General features: G+C 68.2%; 16 protein-coding genes. 9 read left to right on the top strand and 7 right to left on the bottom strand.

Features of this window, described 5'->3' with window-relative positions:
- Positions 1-19: 19 nt before the first annotated feature.
- Positions 20-1,669 (top strand): benzoate-CoA ligase family protein, encoded by a 1,650-nt coding sequence (locus tag ACQY5G_RS05970; RefSeq protein WP_428277937.1) that lies wholly within the window; start codon positions 20-22, stop codon positions 1,667-1,669.
- Here the strand turns inward: ACQY5G_RS05970 and ACQY5G_RS05975 are convergent.
- Entirely contained in the window at positions 1,644-2,888 is a 1,245-nt protein-coding gene (locus tag ACQY5G_RS05975; protein WP_428277939.1) for a DUF1015 family protein, read from the bottom strand. The two genes, ACQY5G_RS05970 and ACQY5G_RS05975, sit on opposite strands and share 26 nt — an antisense overlap.
- A 199-nt stretch (positions 2,889-3,087) precedes the next feature.
- Between ACQY5G_RS05975 and ACQY5G_RS05980 the strand changes: the two genes are divergently transcribed.
- From ACQY5G_RS05980 to ACQY5G_RS06010, 7 genes are all read left to right on the top strand, one after another.
- Positions 3,088-3,636, top strand: coding sequence for a hypothetical protein (locus ACQY5G_RS05980; protein ID WP_428277941.1), 549 nt, complete (start codon positions 3,088-3,090; stop codon positions 3,634-3,636).
- Positions 3,637-3,654: 18 nt separating this feature from the next.
- Positions 3,655-4,431, top strand: coding sequence for a DUF6065 family protein (locus ACQY5G_RS05985; RefSeq protein ID WP_428277943.1), 777 nt, complete (start codon positions 3,655-3,657; stop codon positions 4,429-4,431).
- 152 nt (positions 4,432-4,583) lie between these two features.
- Positions 4,584-4,796, top strand: a complete 213-nt coding sequence (locus ACQY5G_RS05990) for a cold shock domain-containing protein (RefSeq protein WP_310757763.1) — start codon at positions 4,584-4,586, stop codon at positions 4,794-4,796.
- Between the two features lie 250 nt (positions 4,797-5,046).
- The gene (locus tag ACQY5G_RS05995) at positions 5,047-5,955 is read left to right on the top strand and encodes a hypothetical protein (protein WP_428277945.1); all 909 of its coding nucleotides are present in this window, start codon (positions 5,047-5,049) and stop codon (positions 5,953-5,955) included.
- Between the two features lie 120 nt (positions 5,956-6,075).
- Complete coding sequence (locus tag ACQY5G_RS06000) at positions 6,076-8,841, top strand: TonB-dependent receptor (RefSeq protein ID WP_428277947.1); 2,766 nt, start codon at positions 6,076-6,078, stop codon at positions 8,839-8,841.
- Between the two features lie 165 nt (positions 8,842-9,006).
- Positions 9,007-10,443, top strand: a complete 1,437-nt coding sequence (locus ACQY5G_RS06005) for an aldehyde dehydrogenase family protein (protein ID WP_428278652.1) — start codon at positions 9,007-9,009, stop codon at positions 10,441-10,443.
- A 68-nt stretch (positions 10,444-10,511) separates the two neighbouring features.
- Entirely contained in the window at positions 10,512-11,999 is a 1,488-nt protein-coding gene (locus tag ACQY5G_RS06010) for a CoA-acylating methylmalonate-semialdehyde dehydrogenase (protein WP_428278653.1), read from the top strand.
- 126 nt (positions 12,000-12,125) lie between these two features.
- Here ACQY5G_RS06010 and ACQY5G_RS06015 read toward each other — a convergent pair whose 3' ends face one another.
- The 4 genes from ACQY5G_RS06015 to ACQY5G_RS06030 form a co-directional block, all read right to left on the bottom strand.
- Positions 12,126-14,255, bottom strand: coding sequence for a N,N-dimethylformamidase beta subunit family domain-containing protein (locus ACQY5G_RS06015; protein WP_428277949.1), 2,130 nt, complete (start codon positions 14,253-14,255; stop codon positions 12,126-12,128).
- Positions 14,252-16,345 carry a N,N-dimethylformamidase beta subunit family domain-containing protein gene (locus ACQY5G_RS06020; protein WP_428277951.1) on the bottom strand — a complete coding sequence of 698 codons (2,094 nt, stop codon included), beginning with the start codon at positions 16,343-16,345 and terminating at the stop codon, positions 14,252-14,254. The genes ACQY5G_RS06015 and ACQY5G_RS06020 overlap by 4 nt, the downstream gene beginning before the upstream one ends.
- A gap of 188 nt (positions 16,346-16,533) precedes the next feature.
- A complete protein-coding gene (locus ACQY5G_RS06025; RefSeq protein WP_428277953.1) occupies positions 16,534-18,030 on the bottom strand; it encodes a calcineurin-like phosphoesterase C-terminal domain-containing protein in 1,497 nt (498 codons plus the stop codon).
- A gap of 13 nt (positions 18,031-18,043) precedes the next feature.
- A complete protein-coding gene (locus ACQY5G_RS06030) occupies positions 18,044-19,429 on the bottom strand; it encodes a sodium-dependent transporter (protein WP_428277955.1) in 1,386 nt (461 codons plus the stop codon).
- Positions 19,430-19,534: 105 nt separating this feature from the next.
- Here ACQY5G_RS06030 and ACQY5G_RS06035 point away from each other — a divergent pair, with 105 nt between their 5' ends.
- Positions 19,535-20,512, top strand: a complete 978-nt coding sequence (locus ACQY5G_RS06035; protein ID WP_428277957.1) for an adenosine deaminase — start codon at positions 19,535-19,537, stop codon at positions 20,510-20,512.
- A 23-nt stretch (positions 20,513-20,535) separates the two neighbouring features.
- Here the strand turns inward: ACQY5G_RS06035 and mazF are convergent, their stop codons facing one another.
- Both mazF and ACQY5G_RS06045 read right to left on the bottom strand, forming a co-directional pair.
- Positions 20,536-20,883 (bottom strand): endoribonuclease MazF, encoded by a 348-nt coding sequence (gene mazF / locus ACQY5G_RS06040; RefSeq protein WP_428277959.1) that lies wholly within the window; start codon positions 20,881-20,883, stop codon positions 20,536-20,538.
- On the bottom strand, positions 20,877-21,116 hold the full coding sequence (locus tag ACQY5G_RS06045) for an AbrB/MazE/SpoVT family DNA-binding domain-containing protein (protein ID WP_428277961.1): 240 nt from the start codon (positions 21,114-21,116) through the stop codon (positions 20,877-20,879). The genes mazF and ACQY5G_RS06045 overlap by 7 nt, the downstream gene beginning before the upstream one ends.
- Positions 21,117-21,140: the final 24 nt, after the last annotated feature.

A 21,140-nucleotide genomic window follows, 5' to 3' on the forward strand; every position in this document is an offset into this window, starting at 1 on the left:
CCCCCGCCGACGGAGCCCGATGCGAGCCGCCGTTCCGCAGCCGATCTTCGATGCGCCCGAGCGCTTCAACATCGCCGAGTACTTCCTGGGCGACCGCATCCGGGAGGGGCGGGGCGGCCGCCGTGCGCTCCTCACCGACGGCGGCGAGACGACCTATGCCGAGGTCGACGCGCTCGCGAACCGCTACGGCCACCTCCTTCGCCGCGCGGGCGTGCGGCCGGAGGAGCGGGTCCTCATCGCGCTCCCGGACGGACCGGACTTCGTCGGCGCACTCTTCGGCACGCTGCGGATCGGCGCCGTGGGCGTCATGCTGAACCCGTACCTTCGGCGCGACGAGATCTCGTACTTCCTTCGTTACACGCGCGGCGCCGTCCTGCTCGTGGATTCCGGCCGCGCGGACGCCTTCCGCGAAGCCGCGTCTCCCGGTGTCGCCGATGCCGGAGCCGGATCCGGGACGAACGACGCAGAGGGTTCCGGCTGGGCCGAAGAAATCTCCGCCCCCCGGGAAACGTTCGTCGTGGACCGGCCGCGGTTCAGGGAGCGTCTGCACGGCCAACCGGCGACGCTGGACCCGTTCCCCACTCACCGGCACGATCCCGCCCTCTGGCTGTTCAGCGGGGGAACGACGGGACGCCCGAAAGGCGTCGTGCAAACGCACGCCTCGTTCGCGAATACGACGGAGTGTTACGGCAAGCGGGTGCTGGGCCTGACGGAGGACGACATCACGCTCTCCGTCCCCAAGCTGTTCTTCGGATACGCCACCGGGTCCAACCTCTTCTTCCCCTTCTCGGTCGGCGCGACGGCGGCCCTCTTCCCGGAGCGCTGCACGCCCGAGGTCCTCTTCCATCGAATCGAGACGTTCCGCCCGACGATACTCGTGAACGTCCCCACCATGATCCGGCTCATGGTGGCGCAGTCCGACGCCGCCCGCCGCGACCTGTCCTGCCTCCGCCTGGCGACTTCGGCGGGCGAGGCGCTGCCGCCCGAGCTTCACCGGCGCTGGCGGGACACGTGGGGCGTACCGCTCCTGGACGGACTGGGGACGGCGGAGATGTGGCACATCTTCCTGAGCAACCGTCCGGACGAGGTGCATCCCGGAACCCTGGGCCGGGCCGTCCCCGGCTTCGACGTGCGGGTCTGCGACGACGAAGGCCGGGAGCTGCCGGATGGCGAAGTGGGCTGGCTCCGGGTCCGCGGGGGATCCCGGGCTCTGGGCTACTGGCAGCGGGCCGACGCGACGGCGGAGGCCTTCCGGGGCGAGTGGTACGTATCCGGAGACATGGTCGTCCGCGACGAACGGGGCGTCTTCCGCTACTGCGGGCGTGGCGACGACATGCTGAAGGTGAAGGGGAAGTGGTTGTCGCCCGGCGAGGTGGAGGACTGCCTGCTGCAGCACGCGGCCGTGGCGGACGCGGCCGTGGTCGGCGTCCCGGGCGGCGACGGGCTCGTGCAGCCGGTGGCCTGGATCGTACCGGCCGAGACGAACGCCGCCGCCACCGGACTCGCGGCGACGCTGCAGACATTCGTGGCCTCGCGCCTGGCGTCGTACAAGGCGCCGGCCGCCGTTCACGTCGTGGACGCGCTCCCCCGCACGCACCTGGGGAAGGTCGACCGCGCGGCGCTCCGCGAGACCGCGGAGCGGGTCAGCCCTCGCCGAGGAGCGCCATGACGAGTCCGCTGCGGATCTTGGGCTCGAACCAGGTCGACTTGGGGGGCATCATCCGACGCTGCCGACAGACCGCGACAAACTGGTCCATGGTCACGGCGGGCAGCGTGACGGCCATGTCGGCGCGACCCCCGTCCACTTCGGCCGCGAGCCACGCCGCGTCCCTGTTGGCGCCGACGAAGGTGAGCCGCTCGTCGGCCGCATCGGGGATGCCCAGATCCGCGAAGAGCGTCCGCTGCACGATATCGTGGTCGATGGAGCCCGCAGCGTCCGCCTCGTCGTAGACGCCGGCCCGCGGCAAGGCGCGCCGCCAGCCCCCGTCAGCCGTGTACACGCCGATCACATGCGTCTCTTTCGGCTGCAGGGGCCCGTCTCCGGCGAGCGCCACGTCGAACGAGCGCGCCAGAGCCGACTCCACCGACGCGCCGCGTTCGCCGGCGAGCCGGACCAGCCGGTTGTAGGGGGAGATCCCCATCCGGTCGGCCGGAAAGAACACCGCGAGAAAGGACTCGTGTCCCAGCATGGCCGCAGCGGCGCTCCGGTGGTTCCCGTCGGCCACGTACGCTTCCGGCTGGTCCGCCAGAAGGCGCTGCAGGCGCGTGACCCCGCCCGGCTCCGCGACGAGCCAGATGCGATGCGTCGTCCCGAGGTGCCCCTCCACCTCGAAGTCGGCCGCCGTTTCATCGGCGTGGCGCTCGAGCGCCGCCGCGAACGCCCCCGACGCGTCGGGCACCGCGTTGTTGACGGTCCCGATGATGGCGCCGGTCGCCTCGATCAGCCGTGCTCGTCCCCTCGCCTTGGGCGGGCGGACTCCCTCGTTGCGGATAATCGGCCCGTTCGGCGCCGCCTCCGTCCGGATCTGGGCCGTGCGCGCCAGCCCCCCGAGGCCGATCTGGCGCACGCCGGGGCGCTGCGGATCCACGATCTCGTAGATGTACAGGGCCCTCTGCACCTCGTGCGTGAGCGGGGAGGCGCGCAGGCGCTCGAAGTTGCGGCGCGCCCGCGCGAGCGACTCCTCCGAGTCTCCCGCCAGGATCCGGTCCGGGCTCGGCACGGCGCAGTGCGCCATGGTGACGCTCAGCACCGAGTCCGGTGCGTCCCGAATGGCTTCCCATATCTCGTGGTCCCCTTGAAACTCGTCGTAGTTGAGCGCGGAGACGCGGTGCGCGGCCGCCGAGTCGACGGGCACGAGCGCGCGGCGGATGGGGCGTATCGTGAGCATTTCGCAACGAACCGGGTTGGAGTATCGGTCGGCGCACTGTTGACCTCGCCAAGACCCTGCCAACCGGTGACATCCCGCGCAACGGTTGCCCGCGAGAGGCGGGAGCGTTTCTTATCAGAGGAGTGCCGCGTCCCCCGGCCGGCTCGGCCGTGTCCGGGGGGAGGGCGGCACTCCAGTCGAAACCAGTGCTGGAGGCTTCATGATATCCCCGCGGGTCCGGAACATCGCGTGCGCGGCCATGGTCGCCACTTTCGCCGGCGGCATGGCGGCGTGCGAGATCGACAACAATCCGTACGGACCCGCATACCGAACGGTCCATCACACCATCGTCGGGGCCTACCGGCCCCTCGAATTCCTGCAGCGCGACGTGCCGGGTCTTCCCGACGACTTCAAGCGTCTCCCCGCCGGTTCCGACGTTCGTCTCGTCTTCGGGTCGATCCAGAACCTGAGTTCACGGATCACGCTGACCGGACTCGAGCCGGGCGGTACGACCTTCAACACCCGGCTCTACGGTTCGTGGGAGTACGACGTCGATGCGCGACGGATTACGATGAAGATCGACCCCACGGCCACGAGCGCGGGGTTCGAGACCGTGCTCCAGGTGACGCTTCTCGACCGCTGGGTCCGCATACAGGGCGTCGCGGAGATCGGCGGCCGGCTCGTGCCTCTGGATCTGGGCAAGCCGCTTTTCGATCCGGCCGAGGGCGGCAGTGGAGGCCAGCCGGCGAACAGCATCTCGGCGCGGTAAGGCGCAGGGGGTCCCGCGGTGGCGAAGAAGGCGAAGGCGCGGCCCCGGGCCGCGCGCGGCATCGAGCTGACGGCGTTCCGGGTAGCGGAGACCGCCCTTGAGATCGTGACGGGCGACCAGCGTCGCGAGTGGATGGACGAGACGCCCGACCGCTTCGCCTACCGCTGCCTGCCGCTCCTCATCGCGAACCAGGCCGGCTGGGATCTACTCTGTCCGACGAAGTTCTGGCTTCGCTGGGACGGCGGGGTCCGGTTGGAGTCCATCCGTTTTCGCTGGGAGGACGAGCCGCACCCGGCCATCGCGAGCCATTTCGGGAGCGGAGTCGTGACGTTCACGCCCGGCTATCTGTTCCGCACCACGAAGGGCCACAACCTCTGGGCGCGGGGCTGCCCCAACCTCCCCAAGGACGGCATCGTCCCGCTCGACGGGATCATCGAGACGGACTGGGCCCCGTTCTCGTTCACGATGAACTGGAAGGTCACGCGGCCCAAGCACTGGATCCGCTTCGACGAGGGAGAGCCCATCTGCCGGATCCTCCCCATGCCGCGGCACTATCTCGAAGACGCGCGCCCCCGCACGCGCGAGCTGTGGGACGACAGGCTCGTCGCCAGGCAGTATACGGAATGGAACGAGTCCAGGTCCCAGTTCATCGACGACCTCCACGCCCGGGACGACGAGGCGGTTCAACAGGGCTGGCAGCGGACCTATATTCGCGGCCAGAACATGCGCGGCACGCGGATGCAGGACCACCAGACGAAACTCCGGCTCCGCGATTTCCTGTCTGTGGGCAAATAGGCGCCTCCCGCCCGGCGCATGGACAACCGCAAATTGGCTGCGTATTCTGGGCTCCGGAAGACGCGAACCGGATCAGGTTCGCCGGCATTGTGGTCGGCATGTGCGGCAAAGCCCGTACTCTCGGCGACACCAATACCTTCAGGAGCACGGGCATGCGCAGAAGCGGCACAGTCAAGTGGTTCAACGATCAGAAGGGCTTTGGGTTCATCGCGCTCGATGATGGATCTGCGGAGGTCTTCGTTCACCACACGGCGATCCAGGCGGACGGTTTTCGGAGTCTGGCGGAAGGTGAGAAGGTCGAACTCGACGTCGTCGATGGACCGAAGGGCCCCAAGGCCGAGAACGTGGTCAAGCAGGCCTATTGATCCGCCGGTAGAATCGCGCATCGCGTTGAGGGGCACGTAGAAGGAAGGGGGCGTCCGGGGTGGGACGCCCCCTTTTTCCGGTGGCGTCGCGCGACCCTCCTCCACCACCACATCCAGTGCCGTGTCCCTCAAATGTCACGGCACTTCCGGTAGCTCGCGGATTTCCGGGACACGACACTAGCGGTCCCGCGCTCGTTTAATCAACTTGCAGGTGTAACCGTCGCGTAACCTCCAGCGCCGGGATGGAATCATGGAGATCGACCGAAGAAGGTTCCTCGCATCGGTTGGTGCCGGTGCCCTCGCGGTGATGACGCCCGAGGACAAGGCGGAGGCTCTGGAGCACTACATGTGCGATCTCCTCGACGGCGAGGATCCGGGTCACGTTCACGACCATCATCACCACCACGGTCCCGTTCCGCGGACCGAAGACCTCGACCCGCGGCTCCTCGACGAGAACGACCTGCTGGCGGAAGCGGCGGAGGCCGAAGCCGAGTTCGCGGACGAACACCACGACGACGACGACCATGATGCCGGACAGGAAGTCCGCGCCCCGCGCGGAACCGGCAACCTGTTCAGGCCCAACGACGAGGTCCTGGAATCCCTGCCCGCGAATCCGACGCTGGAAGATTTCTTCCGCCTGAGGTTCTGGCCCGCCCGTCATGTCCTGCAGAGCGCGACTCACGCGTTGAATGACGGGCAGCCCGAGGAGAATGTCCTCGCCGGCCTGCTCCACGACACCGTGCAGAACCTGATCAAGGTGGATCATGGCTGGTGGGGCGCACAGCTCTACGAACCGTATGTACCCGAGTACGTGAGCTGGGGCATCCGGTATCATGGGGCGCTGCGCTTCTACCCGGACGAGGAGTACGGGTACGAATACCCGGAGCTGTACAACCGGATCTTCGGGGAGGACTACATCCCGCCGGATTACATCAAGCAGGCTGCGGAGTACGCGAAAGGCCATCCGCTGTACGTTTCGGCTCGCATGATCTGCGTGAACGACACGTATGCCTTCCAGGATGGCATGGAGGTCTCGCTGGATCCGTTCATCGACATCATCGGGCGACATTTCAAGCAGCCAAAGGAGGGTCTCGGGTACGACAACAGTCCGGTCGCACACATGTGGAGGTCCATCGAGATGCCCTGGGCTCCGCTCTAGCGCATCTTTCGGACGTCCCGCGGGCCATCGGCTCGGGCCCTCGGGGACGGGAAGTTCAGAGCCGATCTGCTTGAAGCGACGAACCTCGGGAGTTGAGACAACCAACCTCAGGAGATGAGTATGCTGAAACGTGCATTCCTGGCCCTTGCCTTTCTGGCGGTGCCGGCGGCGGCCTATGCCCAGGGTACGATCGAGGGCAGGGTGACCAACCAATCCGGCGCCGGCCTCAGCGGCGCGAGGGTCGCGATCCCCGCGCTCGACATATCGGTGGGCTCGGGTGCCGGCGGCGCCTATTCGATTTCCGATGTCCCGGCCGGCGACCACATGGTCGAAGTCCGGATCATCGGTTACGCCATTCAGACGCAGACGGTCTCGGTCGTGAGCGGCCAGACCGCGAACCAGGACTTCTCGCTGGAACTCCAGGCGATCAACCTCGGAGAGCTGGTGGTCGTCGGAAGCCGCGCGCAGCCGCGAACGGTGACCGAGTCGATGGTGCCGGTGGACGTGATCCCGGTGTCCGAGATCACGAGTCAGGCGGAGACGAACATCGACTTCCTCCTCCGCACCGTGGTGCCGTCCTACAACGTTCGCGTCGAGCCCATCAGCGACGCGGCGACGATCACGCGTCCGGCGAACCTGCGGGGGCTCGCATCCGATCACACCATGGTGCTGATCAACGGGAAGCGGCGGCACCGCGGGTCGATCATCACGTGGCTCGGGGCCGGTCTCTCGGATGGGGCCCAGGGCGTGGACATCGGTTCCATTCCCGGCATCGCGCTGCGTCAGGTGGAAGTCCTCCGCGACGGCGCCTCGGCCCAGTACGGCTCGGACGCCATCGCCGGCGTGATGAACTTCATCCTGAAGGACGACCGCGACGGCGGCATGATCGAGGTGAAGAGCGGCAGCTACTACGAAGGCGACGGCGACATGCTCACCGTCTCCGGGAACGTCGGGGTCCCGCTGGGGTCCACCGGCTTCGCCAACCTCAGCGTGGAGTACGGGAACCAGGACCCGACGGACCGGGCCATCCAGCGCGCCGACGCCATCGCGCTCCTCGGGGCCGGCAACAGCGCCGTGCGCACGCCCACGGCCCAGATCTGGGGGTCGCCCGAGGTCAACGACGATCTCAAGGTGTGGCTCAACACGGGCTACACGTTCAGCGACGACGAGCAGTTCTACGCGTTCGGAAACCTTTCCACCAAGGAAGTGGACGGCGGGTTCTTCTTCCGTAATCCGAACACGCGGGGCGCCGTGTTCAGCGGCGACGGGGGCGGGTCGCTCCTCATCGGCGACGTGCTGCAGGCGAAGGGCCTCGGATCGGCGAACTGCCCCGAGGTCCCCATCACGAACCATGTCCCCGACCCGGTGGCGCTGGCGCAGGTCTTCGCCGATCCGAACTGCTTCTCGTTCCAGGAGATGTTCCCGGGCGGCTTCACGCCCCAGTTCGGCGGCAACGTCACGGACTGGTCCGTCGTGAGCGGCGTCAAGGGCGGCAACGAGGACGGCTTTACGTGGGACGCCAGCGCCGGCTTCGGCAGCCACACCGCCGATTTCTTCATCTACAACACGGTGAACGCGGCGCTCGGGCCGGAGACGCCCACGCATTTCGATCCGGGGCTCTACCGGCAGGATGAGTTCAACCTGAACTTCGACGTCGCCTACGATGCCAGCGACCAGGTCCACCTCGCGGGCGGGCTCGAGCGGCGGGAAGAGCGCTTCACGATCGGGCAGGGGCAGGACGAGTCGTGGAAGATCGGGCCCTACGCCGCTCAGGGCTTCAGTTCGTCCTCCAACGGCTTCCCCGGCTTCAGTCCGATCGCCGCCGGAAACTGGGACCGCCAGAACGTGGCGGTCTACGGAGATGTTCAGCTGGGCGGCAGCGAAGATCCGTGGACGCTCGGCGCCGCGTTGCGCTGGGAGGACTTCTCCGACTTCGGAAGCCAGCTGACGGGGAAGGTCTCGGGTCGTCTCGAGGTGAGCGACGCGGTCGCCCTGCGCGCCGGCGGGAGCACCGGCTTCCGCGCGCCGACGCCGGGGCAGCAGAACGCCTTCAACGTGTCGACGGTGTTCGACGCGACGATCGGCGACCTCGTCAACCGCGGCACGATCCCCTCGACGTCGGCCGTGGCGGCCCTTCGAGGCGGGGAGCAGCTGACGCCCGAGAAGGCGTTCAGCATCACCGCGGGGGCCGTGTTCGACGCGGACGCGTTCAAGCTGACGCTGGACTACTACCGGATCTCGATTTCGGACCGCTTCGCGCAGACGCAGACGTTCAAGCTCACCGATCAAGAGGTGACGCGACTGCTGGGCGAGGGGATCACGAGCGCGGCGAACCTCGCCGAGTTCCGGTTCTTCACGAACGACTTCAGCACGAGGACGCAGGGGCTCGACATCGTGGCGAACTACACGCCCGCGTCGATGGGCGGCTCGACGAGCTTCAGCGCGCTCTTCAACTACAACGGGACGTCGGTCACCGACTTCAACCCCGACGTGATCGACACGGACCGGGTGGATCAGCTCGAGCAGTCCGTCCCCTCGTGGCGGGGCTCGCTCAACGTGCTGCACACGATCGGCGGGGTGCGCGGACTTCTGCGCGGCACCTGGTACGATTCGTGGGTGGACGTCGGCGGCGTCGTGATCGGCGGAGTGGAGGGCACGGCCTTCCCGGGCCGGTTCCTCGTCGACTTCGAGTTGTCGACGGACCTCACGGATGATGCCGAACTCACGATCGGCGCGAACAATCTGTTCGACACGTATCCGGCGACACAGGCTCCGGACACGGCCGACGACGTGGGTCTGCTCTATCCGGAGAGCTCGCCGTTCGGCTTCAACGGCGGATACTACTACGTTCGGGTGAACTACCGGTGGTCGTGGCTCACGGGGTGAGTTCCGAAGCGTAGGTCAGGCGGGATCCCGGGATCGCCGGTAGTCGAGGCCGAGCCCGGAGGGTAGGATCGACCCCGGCGGGAGGCGAAGGCCGCCCCCCGCCGGGGTCGTGTATTCGTACCGAACATCATGACGCCGCATCGCGCGGCGCGGGAAAGGGGATCCGTGGAGAACCTCCGCAAGTTCTACATCGACGGAGCGTGGGTCGAACCGTCGGTCGACGAGACGCTGGACGTGGTCAACCCGGCGACCGAGGAAGTGATCGGAGCCATCGCGATGGGCGGGCAGGCCGATGTGGACGCCGCGGTGGCGGCCGCGGCCGACGCCTTCGACGCCTTCTCACAGACCGACCGGGAAGAACGGATCGCGCTGCTGGAACGTATCTGCGAGGGCTACGCGGCCCGTTCGGCGGAGTTGGCCGCGACCGTCAGCGCGGAGATGGGCGCGCCGACGGCCCTGGCCGCGCAGGCGCAGGTCCCGTCCGGCATGGGGCACTTCCGAACCATGCTGAAGATCCTCGCGGACTTCGAATTCGAGACGGACCTCGGAACGTCCCTCCTCGTGAGGGAGCCGGTCGGCGTGTGCGCCTTCATCACGCCATGGAACTGGCCGCTGAACCAGATCGCCTGCAAGGTGGCGCCGGCGCTCGCGGCGGGGTGCACGATGGTGCTCAAACCGTCGGAGGTCGCGCCGCTGAACGCCCTGATCTTCGCGGAAATCCTGCATGAGGCCGGTGTGCCGCCCGGGGTCTTCAATCTCGTGAACGGGGCGGGTCCAGTCGTGGGAGCGGCGCTTTCTGCGCACCCCGATGTCGACATGGTCTCCTTCACCGGCTCCACCCGGGCCGGGGTGGAGGTCGCCCGGAACGCGGCGCCGACGGTGAAGCGCGTGGCGCAGGAACTGGGCGGCAAGTCGGCCAACATCATCCTGGACGACGCCGAGTTCGGGCGGGCGGTGTCCCGGGGTGTCTTCGCGGTGTGCAACAACACGGGACAGTCCTGCAACGCGCCGACGCGCATGCTCGTGCCGCATTCGCGGATGAACGAGGCCGCGGAGATCGCCGCTGCGGCGGCCGGAAAAGTCGTGGTCGGCGATCCCGGCGCCGAGGGGACGACGATCGGCCCGGCGGTGTCCGATGTGCAGTTCGACAGGATCCAGCGGCTGATCGAGCGGGGGATCGAGGAGGGTGCGCACCTCGCGACGGGAGGGCCCGGGCGGCCGGAGGGACTGGAGCGGGGGTACTACGTCCGTCCGACGGTCTTCTCGCACGTGAACAACGAGATGGTCGTCGCGCGCGAGGAGATCTTCGGACCGGTCCTCGTGCTCATCGGATACGAGGACGATGATGACGCGGTTCGCATCGCGAACGACACGCTCTACGGCCTCGCCGGCTACGTGTCGGCGGGCGACCGCGAACGTGGACGGTCCGTCGCGCGACGGATCCGATCGGGCCAGGTTAACCTGAACGGCGCGCGTCCGGACTTCCGGGTGCCGTTCGGCGGCTACAAGCAATCCGGCAACGGGCGTGAATGGGGCCGCCACGGGCTCGAGGAGTTCCTCGAGGTAAAGGCGATCCTCGGCTATCACGAGGAGGCGAAGTGAAGACGGCATTGTCCTCGACCCCGGCGGCGGCGGTGGATGAAGCGGCCGGAAACGGCGCGGCGGGAGCGATCGAGCCTGTTCCGCACCTGGTTGGCGGTCGGGCGCGGCCCGGCGCTTCCGGCCGTACGGCGCCGGTCTTCAATCCGGCGACGGGGCGTCAGACGGGCGAAGTGCCGCTGGCGGGGGTCGGCGAGGTCGACAAAGCCATCGCGGCGGCCGCGGCGGCGTTCGACGAATGGCGGGGTGTCAGCGTCGCGCGTCGCACGAAGCTCATGTTCGCGTACCGCAACCTGGTTGAGGAGTACGCCGAGGAGATCGCGAAGCGGCTCACCGCCGAGCACGGAAAGGTCCTTGCCGACGCGATGGGCGAGGTCGCCCGCGGCCTGGAGAATATCGAATACGCCTGCGGCCTCGCCGAACACCTGAAGGGGACGTACAACGAGCAGGCTTCCACGGGCGTCGACGTCTATTCCGTCCGGCGGCCGCTCGGAGTCGTGGCGGGGATCACGCCGTTCAACTTCCCGGCCATGGTGCCGCTCTGGATGTTTCCGAACGCGGTCGCGTGCGGGAACACCTTCGTGCTGAAACCGTCACCCCGCGATCCCGGCGCCGCGAACTTCATCGCGGAGCTCTTCCACGAAGCCGGCTTCCCGGCGGGCGTGCTGAACGTCGTGCACGGCGACCATGTGGCCGTGAACCGGCTGCTCAAGCACCCCGATGTGCGGGCCGTCAGCTTCGTGGGGTCGACGCCGGTCGCCCGGCACGTGTACGAGACCGCCACCGCGCACGGAAAGCGCGTGCAGGCGCTCGGTGGCGCCAAGAACCACATGGTCGTGCTGCCCGATGCGGATATCGACCTCGCCGCGGACTCTGCCGTCTCCGCCGCGTACGGATCGGCCGGCGAGCGGTGCATGGCGATCTCCGTCGCGGTCGCGGTCGGCGACAGCGCCGATCCGCTCGTCGACGCCATCCGCACCAGAATGGAGAAGCTGCGCATCGGCCCCGGCGACGATCCCACCTCCGAAATGGGCCCGCTCATCACGGCCGAGCACCGCGACCGCGTCGCGGAATACGTGCGCGAGGGCGCCGAGGCGGGCGCGCGCGTCGTCGTCGATGGCCGGGACGCCCGCTTCGAGGGCGACGGCTTCTTCCTCGGCGTCACGCTGCTCGACGGCGTCACGCCCGACATGTCGGTCTATCGGGACGAGATCTTCGGTCCCGTCCTCTGCGTGGTTCGGGCGGACACGTACCACGACGCCGTGGACCTCCTGCGCAACAACTCCTGGGGGAACGGTGCGGCGATCTTCACCCGCGACGGGGGCGCCGCGCGACAGTTCCAGGAGGACGCGGACGCCGGGATGGTGGGCCTGAACGTCCCGATCCCCGTCCCCGTCGGATACCACTCCTTCGGCGGCTGGAAGGAGTCGGCGTTCGGGGCGCACGCGATCTACGGTCCGGAGGGCGTGCACTTCTACACGAAACCGAAGGTGATGACGGCGCGCTGGCCGGATCCCTCCGGAAGCCGCGTCGACCTGGGGTTCCCCACCAACCGGTAGCTGCGCCGGCGGACGTCGACTCCAGCGGCAGCGAACTCCGGGCAATTGCGGAATTTCCGAGTACTGGTAGCCCGCCGGGCTCAGCCGCCTGCTGGTCCCGCTGCCCTTCCGCCGCGACGCTCGGGCTCAGTCGCCTCCACCGTCGGTGTCGCTGCGCGCGCCGGGGATCTCGATGTTGCCGCTGTCGTCCACCGCCCGGCTGAGGATCGAAGCTTCCTCTACGGCCGCGGAGGCGTCGTACTCGTAGCTCCAGCTCGCCCGGCCCTGGGCCGGACGCCAGGTTTCCCCCCCATCGAGCGACACTTCGACGGCTGCGACCACGCCGCCGCCGGTGTCGGACGCCGTCCCGGTGATCGTAACCATGCCGCTCTCCGCCTCGGACGCCGAGGGCGGGTCGAACGAGGACGAGGGCGGGCCGAGATCCGTCGAAGCCGTGGCGGCGACGAGGTCGGGCTGCATCGTGGCGGGCTGGACGCCCATGTCCGCGAACAGGTTCACCGTCGCCTGCTGCAGTACGAGATCCGGGCCGTGTGGATCCACGCCGACCCGCGTGTCCGCGCCGTTCATCCGTTCCGGCGGCACGCCGGTCTCGGTGTCGTGATGCGCATCGAGGCCCCACGACCACTGCAGCGTCCCCGAGCCGAACGTGAGTGCGCCGCTCTCGTGTCGATGGAGGACGGCGTGGTGCGTGGCGGTCCCCGTCTCGCAGCCCCGTCCCGGATGCACGCAGTAGAGCGTGTTGTGGATCGTCGTCGCGGCGACCCGGAAGAGCCCCGGCGGCCGGAACCCGTTGTCGATGTCCGAGTCCCACTCGTGGCCCAGGATCCCCTTGATCGATACGTACCGCTCGCCGGGCCGCAGCCGGGCGACCTCGGTGTTTCGCCAGAACCTCAGGTCGGCGAACTCCGCGTCCACGATGATGGGGTCGTTCCGCCACGCGTTCACCGTGAACAGCGTCCCCGTCAGCGCGTTCTCGGGCCAGGGCCCCTCGGCGTTGATCGAGCGGTGGTCGCGGAACTCTCCCGTCCACTCCACCGGATCGAGCCGCCGGTGATCCTGCGAATCCTTGTACGTGACGAGCGTCCGGTACGGCTCGCCGGAGCCGTCGATGCTCGCCTCCCACCGCACCTTCCAGTAGACCTCGTTCGAGCTGAAGAAGGCGAGGTGCATGCCGGCGGCCCGGGCCGCCTCCACGTTCCGCCGCTGCCGTCCGCTCCAGTACTCGTCGTGACCGACCGAAAGGAGGATCCTGTGCTCGAGCAGTTCCTCGCCTCGCCGGTCCGTGTCGATCCCCGAGGAATAGCTCACGTCGTAGCCGTTCCGCTCGAGCCAGCGGACCATCGGGTATTCGGAGTTGAAGACCATGTTCACGGCCCGGTAGTGCCGCGTCTCGAAGGGCCGGTTGTAGCTCACCTTCGGTGCGCGGGGTTCCCCGCCGTGGAGGCGGAGACGCTCCGGGTTGAGGCGTCCGTACACGCTGTGCCCCCCGTAGCGGTTGTACGCCTGCCAGGTGACGTCCGACGTCTGGAAGAGCATGTCGGACTCGCCGTCATCGTCCCGCACGACGAAGTAGATGTGGCTCGCGCGCGGTTCGCGCAGCGGGTTCCGCATCACGGCCCGGAAGCCCGGCGCCTCCCATAGCGAATCCTCTCCTGTCGGCGGGAGCGGCGTGGCCTCGAACTGGTCGTTCTTCACCCAGCCCTCGATCGGGTCCTCCCGCACGAGCCGCGCGAAGTAGATCCCGGAAGTCGCGTCCTCCGGCGCCTGCCAGGAGGCCGAGACCGCCCAGTTTCCGCAGTCCACGAGCGGCGCGGGCCAGGTTTCCATGCCGCCGCCCTCGGCCAGCACCGGGATCGGGCCCCGCAGGCACTCCGGCTGGATCTGCGGCAGCGTCGCGGACGGGTCGAAGGAGTCCACCCGGCGCGCGCCCATGCCGCCGTAGTAGCCCATGCGGTAGATGTCGATCCGGTAGTCGTTCGAGTCCGTGTCGATCTTGAACTCGATCGTCTCGCCCTGGTTGATCGCGATGTCGGTGCCGAACCCCTGGATGCTGGGGTCGCCGTAGCTGTTGATGTCCCACTCCGTAGGCGGGTGCCCCTCGAGACAGTTCTCCGCGACGATTTCGTTGGCGGGGTTCTCGCACGGATCACCCGCCATCGAGATCTGCAGTTCGCAGCCGGCCGCCGCGATAGCCGCGACAAGGCAAACGGAGGATGAAGGGAGCGGACGAAAGCGGGCCGCTTGGGACGCGATCATGGCGACACCTCCAGGTTGCCGCTGTCGTCCACGGCGCGGCTGAGGATCGAAACCTCGCTGCCCGTCGCGTCCGGATCCCACGCGTAGCTCCAACTCGTACGGCCGCGGGCCGGTCGCCACGTCATCCCTCCGTCCAGCGAAACCTCGACCGCCGCGACGACACCGCCCCCGGCGTCCGAGGCCGTCCCCGAGATCGTCATCATGCCGCTCTCCGGGTCGGGTCCCGAGGGCGCCTCGAACGAGGAGGTCGGCGGGACGTCATCCGTCGACGCCGTGGATGGAACCAGGTCCGACTGAATCGTGGCGGGCTGCACGCCCATGTCCGCGAACACGTTCAGCGTCGCCTGCTGCAGGACGAGGTCAGGGCCGTTCGGGTCCACGCCGACTCGCGTGTCCATGCCGTTCTGGCGCTCGGGGGGGACGCCCGTCTCGGTGTCGTGGTGTGCGTCGAGCCCCCACGGCCACTGCAGCGTCCCCGTGTCGAAGACGAGTGCGCCGCTCTCGTGCCGGTACATCGTCGCGTTGTGCGTGGCCGAGCCCGTCTCGCACCCCCGCCCCGGATGGACGCAGTACTGCAGGTTGTCGATCGTCGTCGCGGAGAGCCGAAAGAGCCCCGGCGGGCGGAACCCGTTGTCGATGTCCGAGTCCCACTCGTGGCCAAGGATCCCCTTGATCGACACGTAGCGCTCGCCGGGCTGCAGCCGCGCGACCTCCGTGTTACGCCAGAAGCGGAGGTCGGCGAACTCGGCGTCGACCATGAGCGGATCGTTCCGCCACGCGTTCACCGTGAACAGCGTCCCCGTGAGCGCGTTCTCCGGCCACGGACCCTCCGGGTTGATCGAACGGTGATCGCGGAACAGTCCCGTCCATTCCTCCGGATCGAGTTTTCGGTGGTTCTGCGACTCCTTGTAGGTCACGAAGGTCCGGTAAGGCTGCTCCGATCCATCGATGCTCGGCTCCCAGCGCACCTTCCAGAAGACATCGTTCGAACCGAAGAAGCCGAGGTGTATGCCGGCCGCCAGCGCCGCCTCCACATTGCGCCGCTGTTGGCCCGTCCAGTACTCGTCGTGTCCCACCGAGAGGAAGACCTTGTGCTCGAGCAGTTCCTCGCCACGCCGGTCCGTGTCGACCCCGGACGAGTAGCTCACGTCGTAGCCGTTCCGCTCGAGCCAGCGGACCATCGGGTACTCGGAGTTGAAGACCATGTTCACGGCGCGGTAGTGCCGCGTCTCGAACGGACGGTTGTAGCTCACCTTCGGCGCGCGCGGGGGGCCCCCGTGGAGCCGGAGGCGCTCGGGATTCAGCCGCCCGTACACGCTGTGGCCCCCGTAGCGGTTATACGCCTGCCAGTTGAGGTCCGAGGTCTGGAAGAGCAGGTCGGACTCGCCGTCGTCGTCCCGCACCACGAAGTAGATGTGGCTGGCGCGCGCCTCGCGCAGCGGGTTCCGCATCACCGCGTGGAAGCCGGGCGCCTCCCACAGCGAGTCCTCGCCGGTCGCGGGGAGCGGCGTGGCCTCGAACTCGTCGTTCTTCACCCAGCCCTCGATCGGGTCCTCGCGGACGAGGCGGGCGAAGTAGATGCCCGACGTCGCGTCGGCCGGAGCCTGCCAGGACGCCGACACGGCCCAGTTCCCGCAGTCCACCAGAGGCGCGGGCCACTCCTCGATCCCGCCACCCTCGGCCAGCACCGGAATCGGGCCCCGCAGACACTCCGGCTGGATCTGGGGCAGCGTGGCGGCGGGCTCGAACGAGTCGACACGGCGCGCACCCATGCCGCCGTAGTAGCCCATGCGGTAGATGTCGATCCGGTAGTCGGGGGAGTCCGTGTCGACCTTGAACTCGATCGTCTCGCCGCGGTTGATCGCGATGTCGGTGCCGAACCCCTGGATGCTGGGATCGCCGTAGCCGTTGATGTCCCATTCGGTGGCCGGGTGCCCCTCGAGGCAGTTCTCGGCCACGATCTCGTTGGCGGGATCGGCGCACGCCTCCTCCATGGTCATCCGCGGGGGCGCGCAGGCGCTCGCGAGAATCGCGGTCGACGCGGCGAAGGCGAGGAAGGACGGACGGAAGCGCGGGCGTGGCTGGGTCATGGCGACATCTCCGGGGCCTGGTCGGCATGCGGACGGCCGACCCTCCGGCCGCCCGGTCCCCGCAACATGGGTCCGGAGTCCGAGGTCTACAACGCCCGCCGCCGGCTCCGGGCGTCGGACGCGGCGGCTAGCAGCCCGTGGCGAGACGCAGTTCCGCTCGAACGCAGCGGGGCTTTTGCCACGGGCTGCTAGGGCAGACGCAGGGTCTCGGAATAGGCGCGGCCGAAGCGGTCCGTGGCCTCAACGCGCACCTCCACCACACCGGGTTCGACGGGCGCGTAGAACATGTGGTTGGTGATGCGGGGCTCGACCCACGGACGATGCGGGGGCAGGTCGTCGCCGGAGTGAAGCTCGACGCTCAGCGGGTCGCGTCCCGGCCGCCGGGCCATGAGGCCGCGGGGATCGCCATCGGCGAACCAGCGCACGGTCCACTCGGGATCCCAGTCCCACACGTTCGCCACGATCTCATCCGGCGCGGACGGGTCGGCCCCCGGCGGGTAGATCCGCATCTGGTGGGTCGCGTCGAATCCCGTGGACTTGTAGCGCCACGAGATCTCCTCGCCCGCGGCCTCGTAGACGCAATAGCCGTTCGGGGCGCCGTCCCAGCAGATCGGTCCGCTCCACCAGGCGCCGCAGATCGCGCCCGCCACGTGCTCGTGCGTCCCTGCCTCGAAGACGTGCTCGAGTTCGTGCGTGTGTCCCGTGAGGATGTGCGCCTGGAAGGGCTCCAGCAGCCGGTACAGCGCGTCGCGGTTCATGATCGCGCCCGGCGGATCGGGCGAGGTCAGGCCTCGTCGAACGTGGTTGCTCCCGAGCGCCGGGATGTGCGTCGCTACGATGACCGGCGCCCCCGCTTCGACGCGGTTCAGATCCGCCGCCAGCCAGGTCAGCGCGTCCGCGTCCAGATAGCCGAGGTACCCGCTCCCGTGCCAGAACACGTCGTCCAGCACCACGTAGTGCACGGCGCCGCGGTCGAACGAGTAGTAGCGCGGCCCGAAGTGGCGCGAGAAGGTGTCCGTCGAGGCCTCATCCGTAGGGCTCTCCATGTCGAGGTCGTGGTTCCCGATGACCTGGAAGAAGGGGACGCCGATCCGCTGCACGCCGCGCTCGTACTCCGGATACAGTCCGAGACGGTCGTACATGATGTCGCCGTCGGAGATGCCGAAGACGTGCGTGTCACCGAACTCCCGCACCGTCTGCCGGAGGTCGGGGACGGAGCGCTCGTGGAACCACCCCATCTCTTCCTCGGTCTGGGTCTGGATGTCCCCGAGGAGGAGCAGCGTGTGCCGCTCATCCGACACGTCCAGCGGCGCGAGGTCGAAGGCGACGGACATCTCGCTCGCGGACGGATCGATGCGCTCGTAGAAGCGGGCCGTGCCGGACGGGTTCAGCGGGATCTCGTAGCCGGACGGGACGCGAACCCACACGAAGTCCCGATCGGTCGACGTCACGAGTTCGAAGCGGCCATCGGCGTCGGAATCCACGACCTGGAGTCCATCGGAGATCGACACGCGGCCCAATCCGCGACCTCCCGCGCGGACCATCCCCTGCACGCGAACAGGATTCGCGATGCGGCGAGCGCGGGGAAGAGGGTCGCAGGGTGCCGCGAGGAGGGACTCGGCACGAGTCGCCAGCGCGGCCGCGGAGAGGGCGCCGGTCTTCAGGAACGTCCGCCGGTTCAGCATCTGCGCATTATCGTCAGCTGAAGTCGCGGCCCAGGATAACGGCGACGATGATCGCGCCCACCGCGAGCGGCGCCACCCAGCGGATGAAGAAGCGCCACGCCCCGTAGTGGAACCAGCGCGGCTCCGTGCCGTCCACAAGTTCCTGCTCCGTCGCCTTCCGGGTCATGAACCAGCCCGCGGCGAGCGTGATCGAGAACCCGCCGATGGGCAGCATCCAGTTCGACACGAAGTGGTCGGCGGTCGAGAACCAGCCGGCCTTGCCCGCGAACACCTCGAGCGTGGAGAGGAACGGCGTGCCCGTGAAGGAGAGCGCCGCGAAGATCGTGAACACGAAGATCGCCGCGCCGCAGAGAACCGTCGCCTTGTGTCGAGGGATTCGGTGCTCATCGATGACGTAGCTTGACACGACCTCGAGGAGAGAGATCGTCGAGGTCAGCGCCGCCAGCGCCACGAGCACGTAGAAGAGCGGCCCCAGCACGACGCCGAACGGCACCGCCGTGTAGAACAGCTCCGGCAGCGAGATGAAGAGCATTCCCACCGGTGAGCCGCTCACCTGGTCGCTCATCCCCGCCACCGAGAAGATGACCGAGAACATGATCACGGTGGCCACGAGCGCGATCAGCGTGTCGAGCGCCACGATCGCCCCCGATGCCTTCACGATCGACTGCTTGCGCGAGATGTAGGAGCCGTATGTGATCATCGCCCCCATCCCGAGGGAGAGGGTGAAGAAGGAGTGCCCCAGCGCCTCGAGGACGCCGCTCATCTCCAGCTCCCCGAAGTTGGCGCGGAAGATGAAGCGCAGCGCCTCTCCGGACCCGCTCATCCCCAGCGCGCTCACGAGGAGGAGGAGGAGGATTCCGAACAGAATCGGCAGGAAGATCCGGGCGATTCGTTCGATCCCCCTGCTCACGCCGAAGTAGACGACGGCGATCGTGGCGACGCTGAAGCTGAGGGAGAGCGCGAGCTGAAGGCCGGCGTTCCCCACCTGCTCGTTGAAGAGGTCGCCCGCCGCCATCCCGGCGGGATAGCCGCCGAACGTCCAGCCGAGGGACTGGGCGAAGTAGTACAGCGACCAGCCCGCGATGACGGTGTAGTAGCTGAGGAGGATGAACCCCGCGAGTACGCCCCAGCCGCCGACGACGCCCCACCAGGGTCCCGCCGCCTCCTTGAGCGCCCCGACCGCGCTCTTCTGGCTCCTGCGCCCGATGAGCAACTCCGCCATCATGATCGGCAGGCCGACGGCGAGGATGCAGACCAGGTAGACGAGGACGAAGGCGCCCCCTTCGTTCTCCCAGGTGATGAACGGGAACTTCCACAGGTTGCCGAGGCCGATCGCGCTGCCGGTCGCGGCCAGCACGAGGCCGACGTTCGAACTCCAGTTATCGCGGGGTTGGCTCATGGGACGTGTCCAGTCGGGCGTTATCCGGGCAGGGGACTTCCGCCCCTGCATGAGTTCGACGATCCATACTACCCCGTCGTCACGAGGGGCCACCAGACGCACGCCATGCCGAACCTGAACGAGATCATCCGGAGCACGCCCAAGGCGGAACTCCACATCCACGTCGAGGGCTCGCTGGAGCCCGCGATGATGTTCGACCTCGCCCGCCGGAACGGCGTGCCGCTCCCCTACGGCAGCGTCGAGGAGGTCCGCCGGGCCTACTCGTTCGGCAACCTCCAGGAGTTTCTCGACCTCTACTACGAGGGCATGAACGTCCTCCGGACCGAGGAGGATTTCCTGGAACTCGCCGACGCCTACCTGCGGCGCGCGGCGGCGGACAACGTCGTCCACGTCGAGATGTTCTTCGACCCGCAGGCCCACACCGGACGCGGCGTACCGTTGGCAACGCTGATGGACGGGCTCGAACGGGCCGTCGCCGGCTCACGGGAGCGGGGTGTGAGCGTCTCCCTCATCCTCTGTTTCCTGAGGCACCTCACGGAGAGGGAAGCGTTCGAGACGCTCGAAGCCGCGGAACCCTGGCGCGACCGGCTCCTGGGTGTGGGCCTGGATTCGAGCGAGGTGGGGCACCCGCCCTCGAAGTTCGCGCGCGTGTTCGACGCGGCGCGCGACATGGGCCTCCGGCTCGTCGCCCACGCCGGCGAGGAGGGTCCGCCGGAGTACGTGTGGGAGGCGCTCGACATCCTCGGCGCGGAACGCATCGACCACGGGAACCGCGCCCTCGAGGACGACGCCCTCGTCGCCCGCCTGCGAGACGACCGCATCCCGCTCACGGTATGCCCGCTCTCAAACCTCGAACTCCGCGTCGTGGACGACCTCGCCGCCCACCCGATCAAGCGCATGCTGGACCTCGGCCTCCGCGCGACCGTGAACTCCGACGACCCGGCCTACTTCGGCGGCTACATCAACGACAACTTCCGCCAGGTCGCCGACGCGGTCGGCCTCTCGCCCGAAGACATCCAGACACTGGCCGACAACTCGTTCGAGGCCTCCTTCACGGGGGCGCCTCGGCCCTCTCGGTACTGATGTGGAGGAGTCGGTCGCGGTGATCAGCGTGCACCAAGCAGCGCCTCGATCTTGTCCACGACCTCATCGATCACCGCCGGTGGGGCTCGGCATGCAAAATCTGCCTCGCGTGCCCGCCAATCCAGGCTCTTGACCTGATCCGCAAGGACTACGCCGGTCACGGGACTACCGGCGGGAAGCGCCACCTCGAACGGGTAGCCCTTCACCCTCGACGTGATCGGACAGAAGAGGGCCAGCCCGGTCTTCCTGTTGTAGATGCGGGGACTCAGCGCCAGCGCCGGACGGCGTCCGGCCTGCTCATGTCCCGCCTGGGGAGTGAACGCGAGCCAAACGATGTCGCCACTGTCGGGAGCATGCGGGGGCGCTACCAAACCTCTTCGCCGACCGCCGGACCGGTGTCTACCTCGGAGTGCAGCGTTTCCGGGGTGATCCGAGCCACCATTTCCGCCAGATCGTGGGTCTTCCTGCGCATTACCAGCCGGTCGCCGCGCGGAAGCATCTCGATGCGGGAACCTTCTCGGACACCCCACTGCTCGGCCACCGGCTTGGGAATGCGGACAGCCAGACTGCTACCCCATCTTGCAATATGTGAGCTCGCACCCACGGGTTTCTCCTCGTCGTCAGGGAT

It is taken from the genome of Candidatus Palauibacter sp. (assembly GCF_965261555.1).
Classification (GTDB): Bacteria; Gemmatimonadota; Gemmatimonadetes; order Palauibacterales; family Palauibacteraceae; genus Palauibacter.

Excerpts from the sequence above, each read along its gene's own strand:
- ACQY5G_RS05980 (WP_428277941.1), top strand. The coding sequence starts at position 3,088 with ATGATATCCCCGCGGGTCCGGAACATCGCGTGCGCGGCCATGGTCGCC.
- ACQY5G_RS06025 (WP_428277953.1), bottom strand. The coding sequence starts at position 18,030 with ATGCTGAACCGGCGGACGTTCCTGAAGACCGGCGCCCTCTCCGCGGCC.
- ACQY5G_RS06000 (WP_428277947.1), top strand. The coding sequence starts at position 6,076 with ATGCTGAAACGTGCATTCCTGGCCCTTGCCTTTCTGGCGGTGCCGGCG.
- ACQY5G_RS05990 (WP_310757763.1), top strand. The coding sequence starts at position 4,584 with ATGCGCAGAAGCGGCACAGTCAAGTGGTTCAACGATCAGAAGGGCTTT.
- ACQY5G_RS06035 (WP_428277957.1), top strand. The coding sequence starts at position 19,535 with ATGCCGAACCTGAACGAGATCATCCGGAGCACGCCCAAGGCGGAACTC.
- ACQY5G_RS06030 (WP_428277955.1), bottom strand. The coding sequence starts at position 19,429 with ATGAGCCAACCCCGCGATAACTGGAGTTCGAACGTCGGCCTCGTGCTG.
- ACQY5G_RS05975 (WP_428277939.1), bottom strand. The coding sequence starts at position 2,888 with ATGCTCACGATACGCCCCATCCGCCGCGCGCTCGTGCCCGTCGACTCG.
- ACQY5G_RS05995 (WP_428277945.1), top strand. The coding sequence starts at position 5,047 with ATGGAGATCGACCGAAGAAGGTTCCTCGCATCGGTTGGTGCCGGTGCC.
- ACQY5G_RS06020 (WP_428277951.1), bottom strand. The coding sequence starts at position 16,345 with ATGACCCAGCCACGCCCGCGCTTCCGTCCGTCCTTCCTCGCCTTCGCC.
- ACQY5G_RS05970 (WP_428277937.1), top strand. The coding sequence starts at position 20 with ATGCGAGCCGCCGTTCCGCAGCCGATCTTCGATGCGCCCGAGCGCTTC.
- ACQY5G_RS06015 (WP_428277949.1), bottom strand. The coding sequence starts at position 14,255 with ATGATCGCGTCCCAAGCGGCCCGCTTTCGTCCGCTCCCTTCATCCTCC.